This is a genomic window from Halomonas sp. McH1-25, from assembly GCF_022348165.1.
Lineage (GTDB): Bacteria > Pseudomonadota > Gammaproteobacteria > Pseudomonadales > Halomonadaceae > Modicisalibacter.
In genome coordinates, this window is the sequence record NZ_JAKRFI010000002.1 from 87,187 (window position 1) to 110,907 (window position 23,721).

The following is a 23,721-nucleotide window of genomic DNA, read 5'->3' on the forward strand; positions in this document are numbered from 1 at the left end:
AGGCACTAGGGAAGCAGAGTCTTGACGTCGATGGGCGCTTCCTCGTTCTGCGCCTTGCCCTTGTCCTTGCCGGCGATCGCCAGCCCGGCCACCTTGTAGAAGTGGTAGTCGTGATCCTTGCCGGGTCCGTTGATCAATAGGTCCTCCTTCTCGTAGACCAGCTCCTGGCGACGGTACTCGCTCATCTCGAAGTCAGGCGTCAGTTGAATCGCCGAGGTCGGACAAGCCTCCTCGCACATGCCGCAGAAGATGCAACGCGAGAAATTGATGCGGAAGAATTCGGGATACCAGCGGCCGTCCTCCTTTTCGCCTTTCTGCAGCGAGATACACGCCACCGGACAGGCGACGGCGCAGAGGTTGCAGGCCACACAGCGCTCCTCGCCATCGGGGTCGCGGGTCAGCACGATGCGCCCGCGATAGCGCGGTGGCAGCGGCACCGGCTCGTCGGGATAGTTGTGGGTCTCTCGCTTGCGGAAGCTGTGCATGAAGACCATGCCCAGCGTACGCAGCTGCGACCAGGTGCCCTTGATCAGCCACATGAACATACCGTGACTCCTTACGTTCGAACGTGTCATTGCGGGGAGGCGAGAAGAATCACTGCCCCCGTCACCAGCAGGTTGATCAGCGTCAGCGGCAGACAGACCTTCCAGCCGAAGCTCATCACCCGGTCGTAGCGCGGCCTGGGCAGCGCAGCGCGAAGCAGGACGAACAGCACCAGGAAGAATCCCGTCTTGAGTGCAAACCACACGATGGGCGGCAGCAGCGGCCCATGCCAGCCACCGAAGAACAGCGTGACGATCAGTGCCGAGACCAGCACCATGCCGACGTACTCGCCAATGAAGAACATGCCGAACTTCATGCTCGAGTACTCGACGTGGTAGCCGTCGGCCAGTTCCTGTTCGGCCTCGGGCTGGTCGAAGGGCGCTCGGTGAGTCACGGCAACGCCGGCGATCAGAAAGGTGCAGAAGCCGAAGAACTGCGGGATGACATACCAAAGGCCTTCCTGGGCATTGACGATCTCGCGCATGTTGAACGTGCCGGCCATGGCCACCACGCCCATCAGCGCCAACCCCATGAACACCTCGTAGGACAGCGTTTGCGCCGAGGCGCGCATGGCGCCGATCAGCGCATACTTGTTGCCGCTCGACCAGCCGCCGAACAGCACGGCATAGACATTGATGCCGGCCATGGCGAGGAAGAACAGCAGGCCGATGTGCAGATCCGCTACGCCCCAGCCGGGAGTGATGGGGATGATCATGAACGACAGCAGCAGCGAGGCCATGGCGATGGCCGGGGCGAGCACGAACAGCGTGCGGTCGGCGAACGGCGGGATCCAGTCTTCCTTGAAGAAGATCTTGAGCATGTCGGCGACCAATTGCAGCGAGCCGAACGGACCGACGCGGTTGGGGCCGTAGCGATCCTGCCACAGGCCGAGCAGACGGCGCTCGACCACCGTCATCGCCGCGCCCAGCAGCACCGCCCCGAGCAGGATGACCAACGCCTGCAGCATGGCGATGAGCGACGCCTCGAGCGTCGGTGTCCACCAGCTCATGGGCGATCCTCCTCACGGTCGATACGGGATGGCTTGCCGGCATCGGACGCATTGCCGACGTCATCTGCGCCTGCGGCATGCAACCGGCCCCATGCGCCCGAAACCACATCCGCCGAGACGCCCGCAGGCAGGCCGACCAGGCCGGCCGGGAAGCCTTCGGACGAGTGCAACGGCAGCACCACGCGTCCCGCCTGGGTCTCGAGTAGCACCGCTTCGCCCTCGCCAAGCCCCAGGCGCTGAGCGTCCTCGGCGGCCAGGGTGAGGGTCGGCGGTGCAGCGCGCTCGTCTATCGGGGCGGCCCGCAGCGACGTCTCTTCGCCACCGAACAGACGCGGCAGCACGACGACCTGCCAAGCCTCGTCGCGGCGCGCAAACGCGGAAGGTATGCCCTCGGCGTAAGCGTAATCGCCGGGCTGCGGCTCCAGCAGGCGCACGCCGGGATCACCGGCGCGCAGATGGCCGCCGACCTCATCCATGAACTTGTTCCAGGCCTGCGGCGAATTCCAGCCCGGCGCCCAGGCGAAGGCCACCTCCCGACGCGGCCGATGAAAGCCGTTATAACCCTCCATGGAAAAGTTGAACGGTGAGTCGGGATCCTGCGGTGCGCGGGGCTCGCTGACGTCCAGATTGGCGCGCATCGCCGTGCGCCCGCTATAACGGTGCGGCTCGCGGGCCAGCTTCAGCCCCTCGACCCGGTAGTCGGCATGTGGTGCGGCATCGACGATGCCGGCCAACGCAGGATGTCGCTCGGCACATGCCCGGGTCACCGCGTCGAGGGTGACGTCCACGCCGCTTCTTTGTTCGAGCCCCGCCTTGAGCACGTGCAACCAGCGCCAGCTTTCGTGGATGCGCGTCTCGGGGCGGATATAGCGCGGATCGAACACCTGGAAGAAGCGCTGCGCACGGCCTTCGAGACTGACCAATGTGCCGTCGCCCTCGGCGAAGGTCGCCGCCGGCAAGCCCAGATGGGCATGTTCCCAGGTCCTGGTGCGCTGATGATCGAGTACGATGACGGTATCGACCGCGTCCAGGGCGGCATCGACATGTCCTCGCGGCAAGCGCTGGTAGAGATCGTTTTCGAGGATGATGACCGCATCGGCTTGCTCTGTCTCGAGCGCGTGCAGCGCCCACTCCAGCGACTCGCCGCCGAGCAGCGAAACGCCGGTGCTGTTGGCCTCGCGGCGCACCAGCGTCAGGCCGGCCTGCTTGGCCCGCCGGGACAGTGCCCGGGCCACGCTGCCAGCAGCCTCGATGATGGCCTGCGAGCCCAGCGAGCCGCCACTGACGATCAACGGCCGCTGGGCCGCCAAGAGCGATTCGGCGATGCGCCCAGCCTCGTCGCGCATGGCCGGGTCGAGCCCCTCGACGGGCGGCGCCGTGTCGTCGAGCGCATGCGCGACGGCGAAACCCAGGCGGGCGATGTCGTCCGGCGCCAGCCGCCAGGTCGTCTCGCCGATGGCGTCGAGCCCGGTCGCCGTGGGGTAGGCGCTGAACAGCGGATGGAACGTATCCTGGCCCAGCGTCTTGACCGCCTCGGCATTCCAGCCGGGAATGCCGCGCTGCTCGGCGAGCGTATCGCGGCGTCCCAGTACCGCCTGGCGCACCGCCAGGCCCAAGCGGGCGGCGCTCTGGATCAGATCTTCGCCGAGTATCAGTACCGCATCGTGCGCCTCCACCTCGCGCAGGGTCGGCGTGGCCACGCCGGTCTCGCGATTGAGACGGTTCATGGCGTTCAGGCAGGCCAATTCGCCAGCGACGATGCCGGTCGAGAAGTTGTCTGCGCCAACCAGCTCGCGCAATTGGTGGTTACTTTCCAGGCTGGCGCGTGGCGAACCGATACCGATCACACGCTGGGCGGTACGCAGCTGGTCGGCGGCGCGTTCAAGGGCCGCATCCACCTCGAGCATGACCGGCTCGTGGCCACTCTCGTCACGCCATTCGGGACGCCGCGGCCGATCGCTGCGATTGACATAACCGTAACCGAAGCGTCCCCGATCGCACAGAAAGTAGCGATTGACCTCGCCATGATAACGGTTCTCGATGCGTCGAATATCGCCGTAGCGCTCACCGGGGCTGATATTGCAGCCCACCGCGCATTGATGACAGATGCTGGGGGCGAACTGCAGATCCCACTTGCGCGTGTAGCGCTCCGAGTGGGTCCGGTCGGTGAATACCCCGGTGGGGCACACCTCGGTCAGGTTGCCGGCGAACTCGCTCTCCAGCACGCCTTCCTGATGGCGTCCGAAATAGATGTTGTCGTGAGCGCCGAAGGCGCCGAGGTCGCCACCGCCGGCATAGTCGCGGTAGAAGCGCACGCAACGATAACAGGTAATGCAGCGGTTCATCTCGTGGGCGATGAACGGGCCGAGATACTGGTTGCGGTGGGTACGCTTGCGAAAGCGATAGCGGCGCCGGTCATGCCCGGTCATCACGGTCATGTCCTGCAGATGGCAGTGGCCGCCTTCCTCGCACACCGGGCAATCATGGGGATGGTTGATCATCAGCCATTCGATGACGCTCTCGCGGAAGTCGCGGGCCTCGTCGTCGTCGATGGAAATGATCGTGTCGTCCTTGGCCGGCGCCATGCACGACATCACCAGCATGCCCTTGGTGTCGTCGGCATCCTTGTACTGCTTGACCGCGCACTGGCGGCAGGCGCCTATGCTGCCCATCGCCGGGTGCCAGCAGAAATAGGGAATGTCGAGCCCCAGCGACAGGCAGGCCTGGAGCAGATTGTCCGAGCCGTCGACCTCGTAGGCCTTGCCATCCACATGAATCGTCGCCATCAATGCCTCTCCCCTGCACCTGCCAGCGTCATACTTCCCCCACCGGTATCGGATCCTCGTGGGCGGCCCGCGGTCGATGCGAGATGCCGCGCTCGAACTCGTCCCGGAAATGCTTGAGCCCCGATTGCAACGGCATCGCCGCGCCAGGCGCGTGAGCGCAGAACGTCTTGCCCGGCCCCAGCTTGACGGCGAGATCCTCGAGCAGCTCGATGTCGCCCTGTTCGCCCTCGCCGCGCTCGATCGACTGCAGGATCTTGACCACCCACGGCAGGCCGTCGCGGCACGGCGTGCACCAGCCGCACGACTCGCGTGAGAAGAACTGTTCCAGATTGCGCAGCAGCGACACCACGCTCTGCTCCTCGGTGACCACGGTCAAAAGCCCGGTGCCCATGCGACTGCCGTATTGACCGACGGTGTCGAAGTCGAGCGGCAGCTCGAGGTGTTCCGGCAGCAGAAAACCGGTACTGCCACCACCCGGCAGCCAGGTCTTCAGCGCCTTGCCGTCGCGCATGCCGCCGGCCAGATCGAGCAGCTCCTGACCGGTGGTGCCGATCGGCAGCTCCCAGAGGCCGGGATCGTTGACCCGTCCGGAGACGCCGTAGAGCTTGGTGCCGCCGTCGTCGCTGCGTCCGCCGGATAGCCCTTGGTACCACTCGACGCCATGGCGCAGAATCGCCGGAACGTTGCATAGCGTCTCGACGTTGTTGACCACGGTGGGCTTGCCCCAGGCCCCCGACTGGCCGGGGAACGGCGGCTTGGCACGCGGGTTGGCGCGGCTGCCTTCCAGCGAGCTGATCAGCGCCGTCTCCTCGCCGCAGATGTAGCGTCCGGCACCGGTATGCAGGGCGATATCGAAATCGAAGCCGCTGCCGGCGATATCGTTGCCCAGCCAGCCGGCGGCACGCGCCTCTTCCAGCGCCTGGGTCAAGGCACGGGCCGCCTCGACGTATTCGCCACGCAGGAAGATATAGCCGTAGCGCGAGTTGTTGGCATAACCGCCGAGGATCATGCCTTCGATGAGCAGATGCGGCTGCTGTTCGAGCAGCAGACGATCCTTGAAGGTGCCCGGCTCCATCTCGTCGGCGTTGCAGACCAGATAGCCGCGCGGAATGCCCTCGCCCTTCATGGTCAGGCTCCACTTCATGCCCGCCGAGAAGCCGGCACCGCCGCGACCACGCACGTTGGCTTCCTTGACCTGACCGATCACCTCGTCGGGCGACTGCCTGCCGAGCACCTCGCGCACGGCGGCGTAGCCGTCCTTGTCGAGATACTCGTCATACCCGACCGGACTGTTGTCATCGTGCAGCCGCCAGGTCAGCGGGTGCGTCTCGGCACGTCGTTCGGCGGCCGGTTGGCGTAGCTGGCAGCGATAACGCAACGAGGAGCGAAGCGCAGGTCGACTTGTCGTCATGCGTAGGCCTCCAGCAGCTCGGCCACGTCGCCGGGATCGACGGGGCCATAGGTGTCGTCGTCGATCATCAGCGCCGGGCCGCGATCGCAGGCCCCCAGGCAGCAGACCGGCAATAAGGTGAAGCGCCCGTCGGGCGTGGTCTGGCCGAACTGGATGCCGAGCGCCTCAGCCAGGGCGTCATACAGCGCCTCGTAGTCGGTGAGAAAGCACGAGCTGCTGTCGCAGACCAGGATCACGTGGCGCCCTACCGGCTGGCGGAAGATCAGGCTATAGAAAGTGGCGACTCCCTCGACGTCGGCCGCGCCTACGCCCAGCACCCCGGCGATCGCCGGAATCGCCCCGTCGGGCACCCAGCCGTGGCGACGCTGGACGATCTTCAGCGCCTCGATGCAGGCCGCCTGGGGCTGTTCGTAATGCGCCAGTTCGTGCTCGATGGCATGACGGTCGTCGTCATGCAGAGCGAAGGCATCGCCGTCGGTGGCGATGGTTGCGTCGTTGCGGGTAGCGGCGGTCGAATTCATGTTCAGCGGTCCACGTCGGCCATGACGAAGTCGATACTGCCCAGATGCGCGATCAGGTCCGGCACGAAGCCGCCGCGCATCACCGCGGGAATCTGCTGCAGATGCGGGAAACTCGGCGTACGGATGCGCGTGCGATAGCTCATGGTGTTGCCGTCACTGGTCAGGTAATAGCTGTTGATGCCCTTGGTGGCCTCGATCATCTGCTGCGACTCGTTGGGCTTGAGCACCGGCCCCCACGACACCTGCAGGAAGTGCGTGATCAGGGTCTCGATGTGCTGCAGCATCTTGTCGCGCGGCGGGGGCGTGGTCAGCGGGTGGTCGGCCTTGTAGTCGCCGGCCGGCATGTGGTCGATGCACTGCTGGATGATGCGCAGGCTCTGGCGCATCTCCTCGATGCGAACCTGACCACGGTCGAAGGCGTCACCGTTGCCGCCCAACGGCACCTCGAAGTCGAAATTCTCGTAGCCCGAGTAGGGACGCGTCTTGCGCAGGTCATAGTTGCAACCGGTGGCACGCAGGTTGGGCCCGGTGACGCCCCACTCCAGCGCCTCGGCAGTGGAGTAGGCCGCCACGTTGCGGGTGCGCTCGCGGACGATGGCGTTCTCCATCATTGCCCGCTCGTACTCCTTCAAGCGCTTGGGCATCCAGTCGACGAAGCCCTGCATCAAGCGATCCCACCCCTTGGGCAGGTCCTGGGCCACACCGCCGATACGGAACCACGCCGGGTGCATGCGAAAGCCGGTGATCGCCTCGATGACCTCATAGGACTTCTGGCGGTCGGTAAAGGCATAGAACACCGGCGACATGGCACCCAGGTCCTGCAGGTAGGTACCGAGGAACAGCAGGTGGCTGCTGATGCGGAACAGCTCGGCCATCATCACGCGAATGGTGCGCGCCCGGTCGGTGACGGTGATCCCGGCGAGCTTTTCCACCGCCAGGATGTAGGGCAGGTTGTTCATCACCCCGCCGGTATAGTCGACCCGGTCGGTGTAGGGAATGTAGCTGTGCCACGACTGACGCTCGCCCATCTTCTCGGCACCGCGATGGTGGTAGCCGATGTCGGGCACGCAGTCGATGATCTCCTCGCCCTCGAGCTGCAATACGATGCGGAAGGCGCCGTGGGCCGAAGGGTGATTGGGGCCGAGGTTGAGGAACATGAATTCGCTGTTCTCACCGCCGCGGCGCATGCCCCATGCCTCGGGATCGAACTTCAGCGCCTGCTGCTCCTTGTCCTGGCCCTCCACGGTCAGCGTGTATGGGTCGAACTCGGTGGCTCGCGCGGCGTGATCCTTGCGCAGCGGATGCCCCATCCAGGTCGGCGGCATCAATATCCGGGTGAGGTGCGGGTGACCATGAAACGTCACGCCGAACATGTCCCACACCTCGCGCTCGTACCAATTGGCGTTGGGGTAGAGCGAGACGCTGCTGGGGATTTCCAGGTCGCTCTCGGCGAGCGCCACCTTGAGCATGATGTCGCGATTCCGCGAAACCGACAGCAGCTGGTAGAACACCGTGAAATCCGAATCCGGCAGGCCCTGACGATTGCCGCGCAGGCGCTCGTCGGTGGCCGAGAGATCGAACAGCATCTCGAACGGCTCGGGCATTTCACGCAGAAAGCGCAGCACGTCGATCAGGCTGTCACGCGCGACCCACAGCACCGGCATGCCGATCAGGGTGGCCTGCTCGACGAAGGCCCGCTCGCCGAAGCGCTGCATCAGGGCAACGACGACCGGATCGGCCTGCGCGTCGTTCGCGGTCGTATCATGGGGTGTGGCGACGCTCATGTCTCGTGCAGCTCTCCCTGCTCAATCCAACGATGCTTCAGATGCTGTCGGGGGTACGCAGCTCGGTGGTCTGAATGCGCTGGTCGCGCCACTTCTCGCGCTGCGATGGCATCTCGGCACGGTAGACGCCCTGATCGCCGACCACCCAGGACAGCGGACGCCGCTCCTCCTGGATGGAGTCCTGTAATAACTGTAGCCCCTGCAGGAACGCTTCGGGGCGCGGCGGACATCCCGGCACGTAGACATCCACCGGCAGGAACTTGTCGACGCCCTGCACCACGGAATAAATGTCGTACATGCCGCCGGAATTGGCGCACGAGCCCATCGAGATGACCCACTTGGGCTCCAGCATCTGGTCGTAGAGCTGCTGAATGACCGGCGCCATCTTGATGAAGCAGGTGCCGGCGATGACCATGAAGTCCGCCTGGCGGGGCGAGGCGCGAATGACCTCGGAGCCGAAGCGGGCAATGTCGTGGGGTGCAGTGAACGCCGTGGTCATCTCCACGTAGCAGCACGACAGGCCGAAGTTATAGGGCCACAGGGAATTCTTGCGCCCCCAGTTGACTGCCGAGTGGAGCACTTCCTCGAGCTTGCCGGTGAACACACTGCGATGGACCTGCTGGTCGAGCGGGTCCTCCACACGCTGGCGTTCGCCCAGCGGATAGCGGGCGTTGTCCGCCGCCAGCGCGTCATCGGCACGCGTCAGGGTATACGCCATGCGACTCCTCCCATGACAAAGCGATAAAACAGTCGAAGTAAACGCGGATTCGAGCGGGTCCGGTCACGATCTCAAGCCTCGCCATCCTGACGCTTGCGACGCGCCGTCGGCGCCCAGTCCAGCGCCCCGACCCGGCTGTCGTAGACCAGCCCGGCCAGCAGGATGACGATGAATACCGCCGCGCCCCAGAAGCCGGCCCAGCCGACCTCGCGCACGGAAACGGCCCAGGCGAACAGGAACACGGCCTCGATATCGAAGATCACGAAGAGCATCGCGACCAGATAGAACTTGATGGAGAAGCGTTGACGCGCACTGCCGGTGCCGATGATGCCGGACTCGAATGGCAGGGACTTGCTACGACCGCGACTGCGGCCGCCCAGCAGGCTGGCAGCGCCAATCATGAAGGCGCACAGGCCGATCACGGCGACCACGAAAAGCCCGACGGCCCAGTATTGGGCAATCAGCGCTGCGGCGTTCTGCTCCATACTCCTCCTCATCAGGCTACGCTCGAAAAGGCCGCAGCCAGCCGTCTCGCGGCACAGGCGACTTCGTCGAACCGCCCTGTTTTCATTCGTCTGGATTAAGCGTAGGAGATCATTAGAGATTTGTCAGAGGTCGGTAACGTGGCCGTGATACATCGAAATCATCTAGGCTATAGGATTTCTGCAGGCCACAAGATCACCGCGATGACCACACCTTCCCGCATCCCCAACGTGCTGACCATTGCCGGCTCCGACCCCTCGGGCGGTGCCGGCATCCAGGCCGACCTCAAGACATTCTCGGCGCTCGGCGCCTACGCCACCAGCGTGATTACGGCGTTGACTGCGCAGAACACGCAAGGCGTGACGGGAGTGCACCCGGTGCCTGCCGATTTCATTGCCGCTCAGCTGGAGACGCTGCTCGACGACGTGCGCATCGATGCCGTAAAGATCGGCATGGTGGCCAGCCTGGAAGTCGCGGAAACGATCCGCGATGCACTGAGCCGGCAACGCCCGCGCTGGGTCGTGCTCGACCCGGTGATGGTTGCCAAGAGCGGGGATGTACTGGTCGACGATGCCGGCATTCGTGCAGTTCGTGATGTGCTGGTCCCGCTGGCCGACGTGATCACCCCCAACCTGCCGGAAGCCGCCGTGTTGCTCGACCGCCCCCGTGCCTCGGACGCCGATGCCATGGAAGCCATGGTACCGGGCCTGCTGGCCCTGGGCGCGCCAAACGTATTGCTGAAAGGCGGCCATCTTCAGGGTGAGCGCTGCCCCGACCTGCTGGCGTCCGCCGAGGGCAGCAGCTGGCTGGAAGCGGAGCGCATCCCTACCGAGAACCTGCATGGCACGGGCTGTTCGCTCTCCTCGGCGATCGCTGTCTGCCTGGCCCACGACGATGCGCTGGTCAGTGCCGTGCAGCGCGCCAAGGTATGGCTGAGCCAGGCACTGCACGAAAGCGAGCGTCTCGATGTCGGCAAGGGCCGGGGGCCGGTACATCACTTCCATGCCTGGTGGTAATCTGCCGAGCCGTTCCACTTGCAGGACCTTCGGTGGCTGGCCATGCTGATGCTACGGTAGCCGGCCGCCATGGCGTGCCGGTGCGTGACTCGGACATGATCGACCGTCAACGACCGGGGGGAAGCGTCATGCCACAGACATTGCTGTTTGCCTGCGACCTGTCCGCCGAGAACCGGGCAGCGTTTGCCCGTGCCATCCGCCTGGCCGTGGATAACGGTGCTCAGCTGGATGTCCTGCACGTTCTCGACCCACACTTGCCTCGCCAGGCGCTGCGCGATCTCGAGACGGCGGTCATCGAGGAAATGGAGCGGCTGATGACCGAGCTGCGCGAGGACTATGCCCTGCCAGCGCCACCGACCCTGATCCAGACCGTGGCCGGGTCGCCCTACGTAGAGATAATTCGCGAGGCCCATGAACGCCAGGCCAGCGCCATCGTACTGGGTGCGCATCGCAAGCGGGGGCAGCCGGAGCTGGTGGGCGGCACCACGCTGGCCCGGGTCATGCGTGGCGCGCCCTGCCCGGTCTATCTGATCAGCCACGCCGCCAGCCAGGAGTGGCAGGACATACTGGTGCCGGTGGACTTCTCATTGGCCTGTCGGCATACCCTGCGCCAGACCCTGATGCGTTTTCCCGATGCCCGCCTGACCCTGTTGCATACCTGGCATATCCCGGGTGAGGAGGAGTTCGGCTCCAATAGCGGCTATGCGCAGTGGCGCGATCGCGAGGTGGAGCGGCTCCGCCAGCAACTCGAGGGCGAGATCGACCAGATGATGAACGAACTCGGCGACGTACCCGAGCTGGAACTGGAACTGGAGCAGGGCGAACCCGGCGAGGCGCTGCTCAACCGCTTACGTCGTCAGCCACCCGATCTACTGGCGCTCAGCAGCCAGATGCGGCTGGGACGCGACAGTCATCTGACCGAGCGCCTGCTCGCCGAACCGCACTGCGATATGATGGTGTGTCGCGCCTGGTAGCGGCGAGGCTTCGAGTTCCGCTCTGATCCCGCCTCGGTACGATCGAAAAGACCCGGCATTCGCCGGGTCTTTTGCATCATGCCGGGAAAGGCGGTCCGCTTAGCTACCGCTCTTCTCCTGTTCGGCCGCCTCGATATCCTGTTGCAGGGTTTCGAGGATCTGCTTGCCCCGCTCACCCGCCTGCTCGATGAACGTATCGCGTACCGGCATGCTCTTTTCACGGAACGCATCGCGCTGTTCGTCGGTCAGCGTGGAAACCTGAATGTCGCTGTTTTCCTCGATGGTGTTCAGGCGCTCTTCATTGAACTGGGCCTGCTTCTCGAAGATATAGCTGCGCATGTTGTCGGTGACTTCATCGATCATCTGCTGCTGGTCTTCGGGCAGATTGTTGTAGAAGTCCTGGGCCGCTACCAGCGTGGTGATGAACTGCGCCTGCTTGGCCTGGATCATGTAATCCTGGACTTCGTAGAAGCTCATTTCCTCGATGGCGAAGATCGGGTTCACCTGCCCGTCGATCTGCTCGAGCTGCAGCCCCGAATAGACTTCGGAGTAAGGCATTGGCGTCGGGTTGGCACCATAGGCACGATAGGACTCGACCAGGATCGGTGAGGTCATGGTGCGGATCTTGAAGCCTTCCATGTCCTCAGGCGTCTGGATCTGGCGGTCGGCCGTCCACACCATCCAGCCTTCGGGGATGACGCCCAGCAGTTCGAGGTTCTGCTCGTTATAGGCCTCTTCGAGCATGCCGATGGCCTCGGAGTTGCCCAGCACCTGCTCGTTGATCTCGTTGTCGTCCGAGAACAGGAAATGCAGGGTGAACACGCCGGTTTCGGGAATCACCGAGGCCAAGTGGCCGGGCGATGCAAAGGCGAGCTGAATGGCGTCCTGCTGCACGAGTTCGGTCAGCTGCGAAGAGGTACCCAGCGTCCCGTAGGGGTAGATTTCGACCGTTATGTCACCGTTGGATTTTTCCTCGATACGCTTTTTGAATTCTTCCGCGTAGGCGTCCTGTACGCTGCCATCCACTTCTTCAAGCGCAAAACGCCAAGTTTCCGCTTGAGCTACGCTAGTAGACATGGCTCCAGCAGCAGCAATGGCGGCAATCAGGCCAGCTTTCTTGAACATGGTTGTTATCCCTTTTCCGAGGTGGTGTGATACATACATAACAGATTGGTAGAGGCTTTGCCAAAGCTCCATTATTTATCATTATGATAATAGTCAAATAGCGCAGGCCGCACTTTCATTCTTTAGAACAAGGATCGCTCATGGCCACACCCGAAGAAGAACGAGAGCAGTCACTGAGCCATTTACCGCGGGGATTATTGAGTGTCGCTCGAGGACTAGACAAAGCGGATAGCCTGATGGCCATCGTGGAGCGTTGGTTGATTGCCGGTTGCGTCATCGGCATGGCCGTCGCCAGTTTCTCCAACGTGATCGGCCGCAACCTCTTCAACTACAGCCTGCCCTTTACCGAAGAGATCATGCAGATCCTGCAGATCTGGCTGACCTTCCTGGGGATCAGTTACGGCGCCCGGGTCGGCCGTCACATCCGGGTGACCGCCCTGCTCGACATGGCCGGCGAGACCTTGCGCAAGTGGCTGCTGGTCGCGGGGCAGATCGTTACCTGTGCGTTGCTCGGCTGGCTGGCCTGGCTGGCCTTCAAGTATGTCGGCAGCCTGGCCGACTCCGGGCGCGTTACCCCATCGCTGCGCTGGCCTCTGGATGTGCTCTATTCCATCGTGCCCATCGGACTGGGCCTCGGCGCCGTGCAGTTTTTTATGGCGATCATGCGCAACCTGCTGAGCCGCGGTGCCTGGATGTCGTGGAAAACGCCAGAGATCGATGCCGAAAGCGGCGACCTCAGCGAAACCAGCCTGTAACACCAGGGAACCAACAAGAACACGAGGATTCTCGCCCATGTGGATTGTGCTAATGATGGTCGGCCTGCTGTTGCTGGGGCTGCCGATGCTGGTTCCGCTGCTTGCCGGCGCCTTCGCCATCCTGCTGAGCGGCTTCAGCTTTCTCAAACCCGAACTGGCCATCCAGCAGATGATCGGCGGGCTGCAGCCGGTAGTGCTGACCGCCGTGCCGATGTTCATCCTGGCGGCGGACATCATGCTCAAGGGCAGCACCGCCCAGCGTATGCTGGATGTCATCGAGAGCTTCGTCGGTCACTGGAAGGGTGGGCTACCCGTAACCACCGCGATGGGCTGCACCATGTTCGGCGCCGTGTCAGGTTCGACCCAGGCCACCGTGGTCGCCATGGGACGTCCGCTGCGCCCGCGCCTGCTGGATGCCGGCTATAGCGACAAGTTCACCATCGCCCTGATCATCAACGCCTCGGACATCGCGCTGCTGATCCCGCCTTCGATCGGCATGATCATCTACGGCGTGGCTACCGGTACTTCGGTGGGCGACCTGTTCATCGCCGGCATTCTGCCGGGCCTGCTGATCCTGGTACTGTTCTCGGTGTACTGCATCTGGAAGTCCCACAAGCTGGGCATCGAGCCATTGCCGCGCAAGAACTGGGCCGAGCGATGGCATGCCATCAAGCGCGCCAGCCTGCCGGCCGGTTTTCCGGTCATCATCATCGGCGGTATCTATTCGGGCATGTTCTCGCCCACCGAGGCGGCTACCGTGTCGGTGCTCTATGCCCTGCTGCTGGAGATGGTCATTTACCGCGGCGTCTCGTTCAGCGATCTGCCCAAGGTCGCTTTCAGTACCGGCCTGATCACTGCCGTGGTGTTCATCCTGGTTGCCGCCGGCGCCGCTTTCTCGTGGATCATCTCGTTCGCCAAGATTCCCGATGCCGTTCTCGGCGGCTATATTCCGTTTCTCTCCGAGAATCCGCTGGCGCTACTCATCGTCATCGCCATCGCTTTCTTCGTCGGTTGCATGTTCGTGGATCCGATCGTGGTCATCCTGATCCTGTCGCCGGTATTCGCCCCGGCGATCGAGACCGCCGGCCTCGACCCGGTGCATGTCGGCGTGCTGGTCACGCTGCAAGCGGCGATCGGATCGGCCACGCCACCCTTCGGCTGTGACATCTTCACGGCGGTGGCGGTGTTCCGAAAACCCTATCTGGACATCATCAAGGGCACCCCACCGTTCATCGCCCTGTTGCTGTTGGCGACGGCACTGGTCATCGTGTTCCCCCAGATCTCGCTGTTCCTGCCCAATTTGGCCAACTGAGCGGAACCGCTTAGCCATGCTACCCTCGTCTACGGACGAGGGTTTTTTATTGGAGCAGCAATGAGAGCACTGATACAGCGTGTCAGTCACGCCCGGGTGGATGTCGGCGGGCATACGGTGGGCGCTATCGATCAGGGCTTGTTGGCCCTGATCGGCGTGGAGAAAGGCGACGACGAGACACACGCCGACAAGCTGCTGCACAAGCTATTGCACTATCGTGTATTCGGTGACGACGCTGGCAAGATGAATCTCGATTTACAGCAGATCGGGGGCGGGCTGCTGCTGGTCTCGCAATTCACCCTGGCGGCCGATACCCGCAAGGGGCTGCGCCCGAGCTTTTCCAGCGCCGCACCCCCTGCCGACGGCGAGCGCCTGTTCGGCTACCTGTTGTCCCAGGCACGTCATGCCTGGCCCCACGTCGCCAGCGGCGAGTTCGGCGCCGATATGCAGGTGAGCCTGCTCAACGACGGCCCCGTCACGTTCCTGCTGGAAACCTGAAACGCCAATCCGGAGACGCCTACCCATGGCCAACTCAAGACTCGCCTTGATTACCGGCGGCGCCCAGGGAATCGGGCGCGGCATCGTCGAGTACCTGCTGGCGCGCGGCTGGCGCGTCGCCGCCCTGGATCGCGACGGCGATGCCCTGACAGAGCTGGATGCCGCTCACCCCTCGTCGCCGCTGCTGCCGTTGATGGCCGACAATGGCCACGAGACCGAGGTGGATGCGGCCTTCGCCCGCCTGCGCGATTGGCAGGGGGCAGCCAACCAGCCGCCCGGCCTCGACCTGCTGGTCAACAACGCCGGCATCGCCGATCCCGAGACCGGGCCGCTGGAGCAGCTGGCGCTGGCCGACTGGCGGCGCTGGCAGGACAGCCACCTGACCGGAGCTTTCCTATGCACCCGAGCGGCGATTCCCGACCTGCGTACCCGCCGCGGCAGTATCATCAACATGGCCTCGACCCGCGCCCTGCAATCGGAGCCACACTGTGAAGCCTACGCGGCCGCCAAGGGTGGCCTGCTAGCCATGACCCACGCCCTGGCGATCAGCCTGGGACCCGAGGTGCGCGTCAATGCCATCTGCCCCGGCTGGATCGAGACCGGACCCTGGCAGAAGAGTGACCAGCGCAGCTCACCTGAGCATCGAGCCATCGATCGCGACCAGCATCCCGTCGGCCGCATCGGCGAGCCCGAGGACATTGCCGCCGCGGTGGCCTTCCTGGCCGGCGATGAGGCCGGCTTCATCACCGGCCAGGAGTTCGTCATCGATGGAGGTATGACGCGCAAGATGATCTACGCCGAATAAGCGTCGTCCCTTTCCCAAGGCCAAGGCTGCCGTCGGCAGCCTTGCGCTGCATCGCCTGTCAGCCAAGTCACCCCAACATCGCGATTGGCAATCGCCTCCATAGGCAATCTTCATGGAGAAGAAGGTGGGAATCCCCCTAGTGAAACGCCATAATTCAACCATGGTTAATCTTGTTTACTAGTCGCATAGATATTGAAACAAGTTCACTTGCATAGCACGTTGAACGGCATCGGAGGTACTGGCTACCGGATGCTGCACTGCGGCGCCACACCACCGATCATGGGAAGGCATTAGCGATGAAAGGCAATGTTCTATTTCTCAAGGCACAATGCTCGAAATCCGAGCAGGAACTGTTACGCGCCCTCAGGGCCATCAAGCAAGCGGATTCCCAGCTGGCCGATGTGGATCCCCTTCTGGAGCGGATCGGCATCCATCCGGACGACAGCTCTCCTTTCGTCCAGCTGATCAAGAATGCCCTGGACAGTCGAGGCGAATTCGAGCTGCTCGGCCCCAAATCGCCCTGCGTCTCGCGTGACGAACTCGATTTGTTGGCCACCTTGAATTACTTCATGAAGCATGGCGACAAGTCGTTTCCCACCGGAGATGCTTTCACCCGCATGTCGACTTATATGCTCCGGCTATTCCAGGATTGCGGCAACGTGTTGCGCGACACCGGTATCGCCCTGCGGGCACGCCCAGCGCCCTTCATGCGCCACCGGCACTGATCCGGCCAGTCATGCCTTGCCATGAGACAGGCTGCCGATCCGGCAGCCTGTTGCTTATCTACTTCAGTCCTTGATACTGATAGGTCATGGCCTTGCCGGCGACGAACTGTGCCTGGACGAAGCGTGATTCGTCGCCCCACAGGCAGTTGTCGATCATGACCGCGCCGGAGCATTCACTGGGTTCGCCGAGAATCGCCTCGACCTGGGCCCGGCTCATGCCCGCCTGGAGCTGCTGGTAGTTGTCCAGCGTCAGGCGAGCGTCTTCACAACCGGCCAGTCCGAGTGCCGCGGCCACGATCGTCGCCGCCCATACGTTTTGCCTCATCGCTCGTCCTCGTCACTCGGCGGTAAGCTCGGCCTCGAGCTGCTCCAGCGCCTCTTCGGCTTCGAGCCAGCTCTGCTCGAGGGCTGCCAGTCTAGTCTTGAGCTCACCCTGACGGGCCAGCAATGTCGTCAACTCGTCCTTGCGCGACGCCTGGGTATACAACTCGGCATCGCCCAGTCGTTCCTCTACCACGGCCAGCTCGTTGCTCACCTGGGTCATATCGCGCTCAGCCTTGTCGCGCTCGCGTTTGAGCGGGCGCAGCTTGTCGCGTAGCTCGGCTGCCGCGCGGCGGGCTGCCTTGCGATCCACAACCGGCACGTTTTCGTCAGTCTTGTCCGTGCGCGCCTCACGGCGTTCGCTCTCCAGGCGTGCCTTGAGCCAGGCACGGTAGTCCTCCAGGTCGCCATCGAACGGCGCGACCGTGCCATCGGCCACCCGCCAGAACTCGTCGACCGTGGCGCGCAGCAGGTGACGGTCGTGGGAGACGATGATGACCGTGCCTTCGAAGCCGGCCAAGGCTTCGGTCAGTGCCTCGCGCATTTCCAGATCGAGATGGTTGGTGGGCTCGTCGAGCAGCAGCAGGTTGGGTTTCTGCCAGGCAACCAAGGCCAGCGCCAGGCGTGCCTTTTCGCCGCCCGAGAAGCACCCGACCTCGCCGAAGGCATCGTCGCCCTTGAAGCCGAACCCACCCAGGAAGTTACGGATCTCCTGCTCGCTGGCCTTCGGCGACAAGCGCTGCACGTGGAGAAAAGGGGTGGCCGTCAGATCGAGCCCTTCGAGCTGATGCTGGGCAAAGTAACCGATCGCCAAGTGCTCACCGGCCACCCGCTTGCCGGCGAGCAACGGCAATTCGCCGGTCAACGACTTGATCAGCGTCGACTTGCCCGCCCCGTTGGGCCCCAGCAGCCCGATGCGCTGGCCGGGCAGGAGGGTCAGCTTGACGTCGTCCAGCAGCGGCGTGGCGTAGCCCAGGGCCGCCTGGTCGAGGACCAGCAGCGGATGCGACGTCTTGTCGGAGGACGGCAGCGTGAAGTGAAATGGCGAATCGACATGGGCGACGGCAATGGTCTCCATGCGTTCGAGCATCTTGAGACGACTCTGGGCCTGGCGCGCCTTGGTGGCCTTGGCCCTGAAGCGTGCCACGAAGCGCTCTATCTCCTCGCGGCGCGCCTGCTGCTTGGTGGCCTCGGCCTGCTGCTGGGCGAGCTTTTCGGCCCGGGTGCGCTCATAGGTCGAATAATTGCCGCGATAAAGCACCAGACGCCGCCGGTCGAAATGCACGATGTGATCGCAGACGGCATCCAGGAAATCGCGATCGTGGGATATCAGCAGCAACGTACCGGGATAGCGCACGAGCCACTGTTCGAGCCACAGCAGGGCGTCGAGATCCAGATGGTTGGTGGGCTCGTCGAGCAGCATCAGATCGGATGGCATGAATAGCGTACGCGCCAGATTGACACGCATGCGCCAGCCCCCCGAAAACGCCGACAATGGCTGCTCGAGCTGGGGCTGGGTGAAGCCCAGACCGACCAGCAGCTGGGCGGCCCGTGCTGGCGCGCTGTAGCCATCCAATGCCTCCAGCTCGCCGTGCAGTTCGGCCTCGCGGTGAGCGTCATTGCGCTGCTGCGCCTCATCCAACTCGCGCTCGGTACGCCGCAACTCGACATCACCATCCAGGACGTAATCGAGGATCGAGCGATCCAGTGCCTCTATCTCCTGGGCCATGTGAGCGATGCGTTGGCCGCCGGACAACTCGATCTGGCCCTGGTCGGGGACCAGTTCGCCGAGCAGCAGCTTGAACAGGCTCGACTTGCCGGCCCCGTTGGGACCGACGATACCGGCCTTGTGGCCGTGATGCAGGGTCAGCTCGGCCTCTTCGAAGAGGAGCTGGGTGCCGCGTTGCAGGGCCAGTTGGCGCAGTGCGATCATGCCGACTCCGAAATAAAGCGATGAGGGAACGGCGACGAAGGCCGCGTAAAAAATGAGTGACGATTCTACCCAATTATGGGCTTACGCGCTGTCCCTGTATGGGCGTACCGGCGTAGCGCAAGCCTGCCTGACGCTGCAGGACGAGGCCGGTGCTGACGTCTGCGAGCTGCTATGGGCTTGCTGGCTGTTTCAGCGCGGCCTGCACCCAGCGGAGGATATCGCAACGCACCTGGCCGAGGTACGCGACTGGCAGTCTCACTATACCTACCCGCTGCGAGCCCAGCGCCGTGCGCTCAAGCCCATTGCGCTGCATGACGAGAACGTGGCGCAGCTACGTGAGACGATCAAGCGGGCCGAGTTGCTGGCAGAACGTGAAGCGCTGGCTCGCCTGGCCCGTCTCGCCGAGCCGGGACGCGGCGTCTGCCGTATACAGCCCGGCGATACGCTGGACGCTCAATTGCGTCACCTGATTCCCGCCCTGCCTTCCAGCGCCGAGCCGGCCCTGACCCGGCTGATCGATGCCGCGAGTGCGGAACCCTCGACGTCCTGTTAGAGTCCTAGGGTTTCGGGCCGGTAGACAGGCCCTACAACAGTGCAACCGCAGGCATATCGATTCCAGAGGAGCCTTATGAAAACCCTACTGACCGCCGCTGCATTCACTGCAGCAATGAGCGCCGCACCGTTCGTCCTGGCGGCTCCCGAGAGTGATCAGGAAAAGCTCAGCTACAGCATCGGTGTCACGCTTGGTCAGAGCCTCTCCCAGGATGTCGAGAACCTCGACATCGACGCCTTCACCCAGGCTCTGGAAGACGTCTACGCCGATGATGAGCTGCAAATGAGCCAGGAAGAGATGGCCCAGGCCCTCACCCAGTTCCAGCAGCAGAAAATGGCCGAGCAGCAGGCCAAGGCCAAGCAGGCCGCCGAAACCAACAAGGCCGAAGGCGAAAAGTTCCTGGCCGAGAACGCCGAGAAGGAAGGCGTCAAGGTCACCGATTCCGGCCTGCAGTACAAGGAGCTGGAATCCGGCGACGGCGCGACGCCCGGGCCTCAGGATAACGTCAAGGTCCACTACGAGGGCAAGCTGCTCGACGGAACAGTCTTCGACAGCTCTTACGAGCGCGGCGAGCCGGTCGAGTTCCGGGTCGATCAGGTGATCGAAGGCTGGCAGGAAGCCCTGCAGATGATGAGCGTCGGCGATACCTGGATGATTTACCTGCCGTCCGACCTGGCCTACGGTCAGGCTGGCACCGGTGGCCCGATCGGCCCCAACGAAACGCTGTCCTTCAAGGTCGAGTTGCTGGGTGTCGAGCCGGCCGGTGGCGATAGCGACGACGCCACCAGCGACCAAGGCTAATCTGGCGTGAACGCGTCGGCCCTGAGCGCGGTCCTGATGCTGGCCATGCCAGCCGCGTCCCTGGCCGAGTCTGCGACGAGCCCGGCGGCCGCATTGCCGGTGATGAACATCGAGCGCGACGCCATCAGCGCAATGGGCGTCTCGTCGGGCGGTTACATGGCGACGCAGCTGGCGGTTGCCTGGCCGGCACGTTTCTCGGGGCTGGCGGTGTTCGCCGCCGGCCCTTGGGGGTGCGCTCAAGGCATATTGTCGCAGGCGTTAACGCAATGCATGCAGACGCGCTTCGGTCCACCCGATCTCGAGTCCCTCCAGTCACGCCATGCCGACTATGCCGATAACGGTCTCGTCGGCGCTGCCGATGAGCTTGCCCGGCAACGAGTCTACCTCTGGCACGGCGACCAGGATGGCACGCTCGACCCGCAGCTCGGCAGCCTACTCGCCGAGCAGTACCGCACCTGGCTGGGCGACCCCGACGTGCAACTGAAGACGGTGAAGTCTCCCCGGGCCGCTCATGGCTGGCCGGTGGCATCTTCGCCAGCGGCAGTTGACTGCGCCCTGGGCGGCAGCCCCTACCTGCTGGGCTGCGACATGGACGGTGCCGGACAGGCGCTGCAATGGCTTTACGGCGACGACCTGCAACCACCCACCGGCGACGAACGCGGCATGCTGATGCCCTTCGACCAGTCCCCCTTCTATGATGGGCGCCGGCTGGCCGATCAGGGCTACGTGTATGTGCCCAAGGTGTGCGAGGAAGGCGCGAGCTGTGCGCTGACCGTGGCGCTACATGGATGCGACATGAGTGCCGCACAGATTGGCGAGGCCTTTGTCCGCGAGTCGGGTCTCAACGCCTGGGCGGCAGCCAACCGTATCGTGGTGCTTTATCCCCAGGCGAAACCCAGTCTGCCCAACCCCAAGGCATGCTGGGACTGGTGGGGCTACGACGAAAGCAGTTGGCAACGCGATCCGCTTTACGACACTCGCCAGGGCCGCCAGGTTCAGGCAATCAAGGCCATGGTCGATCACTTGGCCGGTATCTAGCCACGAATTTCGCTTCGCCTGTTACCGGTGAGCGGCCAGCACCTGTCCGAGCGCCTCGCTCAGCAGCCCCGGTGTCGGCGAGTACATCACCCGTTCGAGAATCTCGCCATCGCTGTCGACGATGAACAGCGAGGCGCTGTGATCCACGGTATAGCCCATGGCCGAGTCGCCGGCCTCCACCTTGCGCCAGAACACGCCATAGCGATCGGCGATATCGCTCAATTGCGCCTGACTGCCCGTCGCGCCGATGAACTGCGGTCCGAAAAAGCCCACGTATTGCCGTAAACGCGCCAGATCGTCACGTGCCGGATCCACCGAGATCAGCAGCGGCACGACACGCTGACGTGTCTCTGGGTCCAGCCGGGCCAGGGCCTGGCGCATCACCGACAGGCTCATCGGACACACATCGGGACAATGCGTGTAGCCGAAGAACACCACGGCCAACTGATCGTCATCGAGCCGGGCGAGAGAGAACTCACCGACAGTAGAAGGCAGTTCGATCGGACCACCCTGAGGCATCCTATCAGCGTCGCGGTACAGCTGTTGCAATGCCCAGGCAAGGACCAGCGCAGCGATCAACGCCACGCCGCCCAGCGCCAGCCATGGCCAGCGACGTCCGAATCCCCGGCTCATGACGCTCTCCTTCGGATGTCGACATCGAACCAGCTGCCCTTGAGTCCGTCGGCGGTCTCGATCATCACCTGGGCGCGCCAGGGCATGATGTCCTCGTTGCAGATACCGAACTGCCCCAGCCCGCGAAAGTGCCCGTCGCCCATGTCATCGAGAACGTAGCGGTTCAGTCCCATGTACATGTTGCGTCCCACGAATTCCACGACGACCTGTTCGGCTTCGACGCCGTGAAGGTGCACGTCGATCTCCAGCGGTGTCAGCGGCTGCAGCTCCTTGCCCAGCGACAAGCGCAGATCGGCATGCACGCCCAGATCGGCCTGGCAGGCGCTGCGGTGCAAGTCGCAGGGAACCTGGGGCGGATACCAGGTGATGTCTTCGGTACTGCCGCGTACGTAATAATCGACCAAGTACCAGAGTGCCACCACGATGGTGGCCAGTGTCACGATGATCAATAGCTTGAGCAGCGGCGAGCGCGCGTTATCGTCGTCTTGACGGGACATGGCGATACTCGAAAAGCCATTGGTAGGCGGAAACGGGTAAGCTTACCAGCGTTTGTCGCCATTTCCCCTGCGAAACGATGTCGCATGGGTCGCCATGCTAAGGAGACGAAATGACCGGCGTCGAAGGCGCTCTGGGGCCGCTGTTTCTATTGATTCTGCTGGGTGCCGTTCTGGGCGGGTGTCGCTTTCCCGGTGACGGGTTCTGGCCGCCGCTCGAGCGCTTGATCTACTTCGTGCTGTTTCCCGCCATGCTGGTCTCGACCCTGGCCACGGCCAATGTCGCCGAGGTCCCGGTCGTTCGCGTCGCCCTGGCCCTGCTGGGTAGCATGGGGTTGTTCGCCATCCTGCTCTGGCGCTGGCGTGCGCGCCTCGGTCTCGAGGCGGCGGCCTTTACCTCGGTCTTCCAGGGTGCGTTGCGCTTCAACACCTATGTCGGCGTGGCGGGAGCTGCAGCGCTACATGGCACGGCAGGCGTCACGGTCGCCGCCGTAGCAGTGGCGCTGATGGTGCCGGTGGTCAATGTACTCTGTGTGGCGAGCTTCGTGGCAGCCGGCACGCTGGGCCCGTCGAGCCTCGGCAAGAGCCTGGCCGCCCTGGTACGCAACCCGCTGATTCTGGCTTGTGTGGCGGGCATCGCTCTCAACCTCAGCGACATCGGCCTACCCGGCTGGAGCGGTGAGGCCATCGCCCTGCTGGGGCGTGCTGCGCTACCCATGGGGCTGGTCGCCGTGGGCGTCGCCCTGCGTCCGCATGCGCTGCTGCGTCTCGACCGCGGCGTCTGGGCAGCCAACCTGATCAAGCTGGCACTGATGCCGGCCCTGGTGCTGAGCCTGGCCATCCTGCTGGGGCTCGATAGCGTGAGCCGGGACGTAGTGCTGCTGTTTGCCGCCCTGCCGACCGCGACGTCGGCCTATATCCTGGCGCGCCAGTTGGGGGGCGATGCCGAACTGATGGCCGCGCTGATCACCGGACAGACGCTGCTGGCCATGCTGACCCTGCCGGCCTGGCTGTCCCTGTCAGGCTAAAGGCGAATAAAAAATATTCTCGTTTGCCTTGACGGATTAAATGAGAATGATTTACCTTGAAGTTGTGGCGCTCGCCAGGCGCTACTTTCCATCGCAGAGGATGCTGAAAGCGCGGCGTTCCCTGCCATGGTTATCTCCTCATCAAGCTAGTCACGGTCTTTGCCGCTCCTCCTGGAGCGGCTTTCTTTTTTGGATATGTCGCCTGGCGCTCGCTCATCACATTGTCCGTAAGAAAGTTGCCGGTTCGGCTTGACGGTAGTAATGATAATGATTATCTTTTATTTGTGATGTCGCGAGACGTCACATCCATCGGCGAGAAGTCAGGTTCCCGCTAATGGTTTCTCCTCATCAAGCTAGTCACGGTCTTTGCCGCTCCTCCTGGAGCGGCTTTCTTTTGTCATCCTGTCAGGCTACGAGTCGCCGATAAACAAAGAGCCGCTCCGGGGAGCGGCTCC

General features: G+C 63.6%; 24 protein-coding genes. 11 read left to right on the plus strand and 13 right to left on the minus strand.

The annotated features are described in order from the left end of the window. Window positions 1–5: 5 nt before the first annotated feature. The 8 genes from nuoI to MHM84_RS06865 form a co-directional block, all read right to left on the minus strand. The gene (gene nuoI / locus MHM84_RS06830) at window positions 6–545 is read right to left on the minus strand and encodes an NADH-quinone oxidoreductase subunit NuoI (protein ID WP_239264083.1); all 540 of its coding nucleotides are present in this window, start codon (window positions 543–545) and stop codon (window positions 6–8) included. 26 nt (window positions 546–571) lie between these two features. Continuing rightward, window positions 572–1,552 carry an NADH-quinone oxidoreductase subunit NuoH gene (nuoH, locus tag MHM84_RS06835; RefSeq protein ID WP_239264086.1) on the minus strand — a complete coding sequence of 327 codons (981 nt, stop codon included), beginning with the start codon at window positions 1,550–1,552 and terminating at the stop codon, window positions 572–574. Continuing rightward, on the minus strand, window positions 1,549–4,338 hold the full coding sequence (nuoG, locus tag MHM84_RS06840) for an NADH-quinone oxidoreductase subunit NuoG (protein ID WP_239264088.1): 2,790 nt from the start codon (window positions 4,336–4,338) through the stop codon (window positions 1,549–1,551). The genes nuoH and nuoG overlap by 4 nt, the downstream gene beginning before the upstream one ends. A gap of 28 nt (window positions 4,339–4,366) precedes the next feature. Continuing rightward, a complete protein-coding gene (gene nuoF, locus MHM84_RS06845; RefSeq protein ID WP_239264090.1) occupies window positions 4,367–5,749 on the minus strand; it encodes an NADH-quinone oxidoreductase subunit NuoF in 1,383 nt (460 codons plus the stop codon). After that, window positions 5,746–6,270 (minus strand): NADH-quinone oxidoreductase subunit NuoE, encoded by a 525-nt coding sequence (gene nuoE / locus MHM84_RS06850; RefSeq protein ID WP_239264093.1) that lies wholly within the window; start codon window positions 6,268–6,270, stop codon window positions 5,746–5,748. Before nuoE ends, nuoF begins: the two co-directional genes overlap by 4 nt. 2 nt (window positions 6,271–6,272) lie before the next feature. Continuing rightward, entirely contained in the window at window positions 6,273–8,054 is a 1,782-nt protein-coding gene (nuoC, locus tag MHM84_RS06855; protein ID WP_253562102.1) for an NADH-quinone oxidoreductase subunit C/D, read from the minus strand. Window positions 8,055–8,091: 37 nt separating this feature from the next. Further along, a complete protein-coding gene (locus MHM84_RS06860) occupies window positions 8,092–8,772 on the minus strand; it encodes an NADH-quinone oxidoreductase subunit B (RefSeq protein ID WP_239264095.1) in 681 nt (226 codons plus the stop codon). 71 nt (window positions 8,773–8,843) lie between these two features. Further along, entirely contained in the window at window positions 8,844–9,257 is a 414-nt protein-coding gene (locus MHM84_RS06865; protein WP_134018052.1) for an NADH-quinone oxidoreductase subunit A, read from the minus strand. Window positions 9,258–9,458: 201 nt separating this feature from the next. Between MHM84_RS06865 and thiD the strand changes: the two genes are divergently transcribed. Next, window positions 9,459–10,271 (plus strand): bifunctional hydroxymethylpyrimidine kinase/phosphomethylpyrimidine kinase, encoded by an 813-nt coding sequence (gene thiD, locus MHM84_RS06870; protein ID WP_239264098.1) that lies wholly within the window; start codon window positions 9,459–9,461, stop codon window positions 10,269–10,271. Between the two features lie 128 nt (window positions 10,272–10,399). Further along, window positions 10,400–11,245 carry a universal stress protein gene (locus tag MHM84_RS06875; RefSeq protein ID WP_239265286.1) on the plus strand — a complete coding sequence of 282 codons (846 nt, stop codon included), beginning with the start codon at window positions 10,400–10,402 and terminating at the stop codon, window positions 11,243–11,245. Window positions 11,246–11,344: 99 nt separating this feature from the next. Here MHM84_RS06875 and dctP read toward each other — a convergent pair whose 3' ends face one another. Continuing rightward, on the minus strand, window positions 11,345–12,370 hold the full coding sequence (gene dctP / locus MHM84_RS06880) for a TRAP transporter substrate-binding protein DctP (RefSeq protein WP_239264100.1): 1,026 nt from the start codon (window positions 12,368–12,370) through the stop codon (window positions 11,345–11,347). A 140-nt stretch (window positions 12,371–12,510) separates the two neighbouring features. Between dctP and MHM84_RS06885 the strand changes: the two genes are divergently transcribed. From MHM84_RS06885 to MHM84_RS06905, 5 genes are all read left to right on the plus strand, one after another. After that, entirely contained in the window at window positions 12,511–13,125 is a 615-nt protein-coding gene (locus MHM84_RS06885; protein ID WP_239264102.1) for a TRAP transporter small permease, read from the plus strand. 37 nt (window positions 13,126–13,162) lie between these two features. Beyond that, window positions 13,163–14,437: a TRAP transporter large permease gene (locus MHM84_RS06890; RefSeq protein ID WP_239264104.1), complete on the plus strand. Its 1,275-nt coding sequence runs from the start codon at window positions 13,163–13,165 to the stop codon at window positions 14,435–14,437. Between the two features lie 60 nt (window positions 14,438–14,497). Next, window positions 14,498–14,935, plus strand: coding sequence for a D-aminoacyl-tRNA deacylase (gene dtd, locus MHM84_RS06895; protein WP_239264107.1), 438 nt, complete (start codon window positions 14,498–14,500; stop codon window positions 14,933–14,935). 25 nt (window positions 14,936–14,960) lie between these two features. Beyond that, the gene (locus tag MHM84_RS06900; RefSeq protein ID WP_239264109.1) at window positions 14,961–15,740 is read left to right on the plus strand and encodes an SDR family oxidoreductase; all 780 of its coding nucleotides are present in this window, start codon (window positions 14,961–14,963) and stop codon (window positions 15,738–15,740) included. Window positions 15,741–16,036: 296 nt separating this feature from the next. Further along, window positions 16,037–16,465 carry a hypothetical protein gene (locus MHM84_RS06905; RefSeq protein WP_239264112.1) on the plus strand — a complete coding sequence of 143 codons (429 nt, stop codon included), beginning with the start codon at window positions 16,037–16,039 and terminating at the stop codon, window positions 16,463–16,465. 58 nt (window positions 16,466–16,523) lie between these two features. On the opposite strand, the gene bamE is transcribed toward MHM84_RS06905, so the two are convergent. Together bamE and MHM84_RS06915 are read right to left on the minus strand one after the other, a co-directional pair. After that, window positions 16,524–16,790 (minus strand): outer membrane protein assembly factor BamE, encoded by a 267-nt coding sequence (bamE, locus tag MHM84_RS06910; protein ID WP_239264114.1) that lies wholly within the window; start codon window positions 16,788–16,790, stop codon window positions 16,524–16,526. Between the two features lie 12 nt (window positions 16,791–16,802). Continuing rightward, complete coding sequence (locus MHM84_RS06915) at window positions 16,803–18,719, minus strand: ATP-binding cassette domain-containing protein (RefSeq protein ID WP_239264117.1); 1,917 nt, start codon at window positions 18,717–18,719, stop codon at window positions 16,803–16,805. A 52-nt stretch (window positions 18,720–18,771) separates the two neighbouring features. Here MHM84_RS06915 and MHM84_RS06920 point away from each other — a divergent pair, with 52 nt between their 5' ends. The 3 genes from MHM84_RS06920 (at window position 18,772) to MHM84_RS06930 (ending at window position 21,111) form a co-directional block, all read left to right on the plus strand. After that, window positions 18,772–19,272, plus strand: coding sequence for a TIGR02444 family protein (locus MHM84_RS06920; RefSeq protein ID WP_239264120.1), 501 nt, complete (start codon window positions 18,772–18,774; stop codon window positions 19,270–19,272). A gap of 75 nt (window positions 19,273–19,347) precedes the next feature. Further along, window positions 19,348–20,073 carry an FKBP-type peptidyl-prolyl cis-trans isomerase gene (locus MHM84_RS06925; RefSeq protein ID WP_239264122.1) on the plus strand — a complete coding sequence of 242 codons (726 nt, stop codon included), beginning with the start codon at window positions 19,348–19,350 and terminating at the stop codon, window positions 20,071–20,073. 6 nt (window positions 20,074–20,079) lie between these two features. After that, on the plus strand, window positions 20,080–21,111 hold the full coding sequence (locus tag MHM84_RS06930; protein ID WP_239264124.1) for a PHB depolymerase family esterase: 1,032 nt from the start codon (window positions 20,080–20,082) through the stop codon (window positions 21,109–21,111). Between the two features lie 21 nt (window positions 21,112–21,132). Here MHM84_RS06930 and MHM84_RS06935 read toward each other — a convergent pair whose 3' ends face one another. After that, the gene (locus tag MHM84_RS06935; protein ID WP_239264126.1) at window positions 21,133–21,744 is read right to left on the minus strand and encodes an SCO family protein; all 612 of its coding nucleotides are present in this window, start codon (window positions 21,742–21,744) and stop codon (window positions 21,133–21,135) included. After that, window positions 21,741–22,241 (minus strand): hypothetical protein, encoded by a 501-nt coding sequence (locus tag MHM84_RS06940; RefSeq protein WP_239264128.1) that lies wholly within the window; start codon window positions 22,239–22,241, stop codon window positions 21,741–21,743. The genes MHM84_RS06935 and MHM84_RS06940 overlap by 4 nt, the downstream gene beginning before the upstream one ends. Before the next feature lie 110 nt (window positions 22,242–22,351). On the opposite strand from MHM84_RS06940, the gene MHM84_RS06945 reads away from it, so the two are divergent. Then, complete coding sequence (locus MHM84_RS06945; protein WP_239264130.1) at window positions 22,352–23,266, plus strand: AEC family transporter; 915 nt, start codon at window positions 22,352–22,354, stop codon at window positions 23,264–23,266. Window positions 23,267–23,721 lie beyond the last annotated feature (455 nt).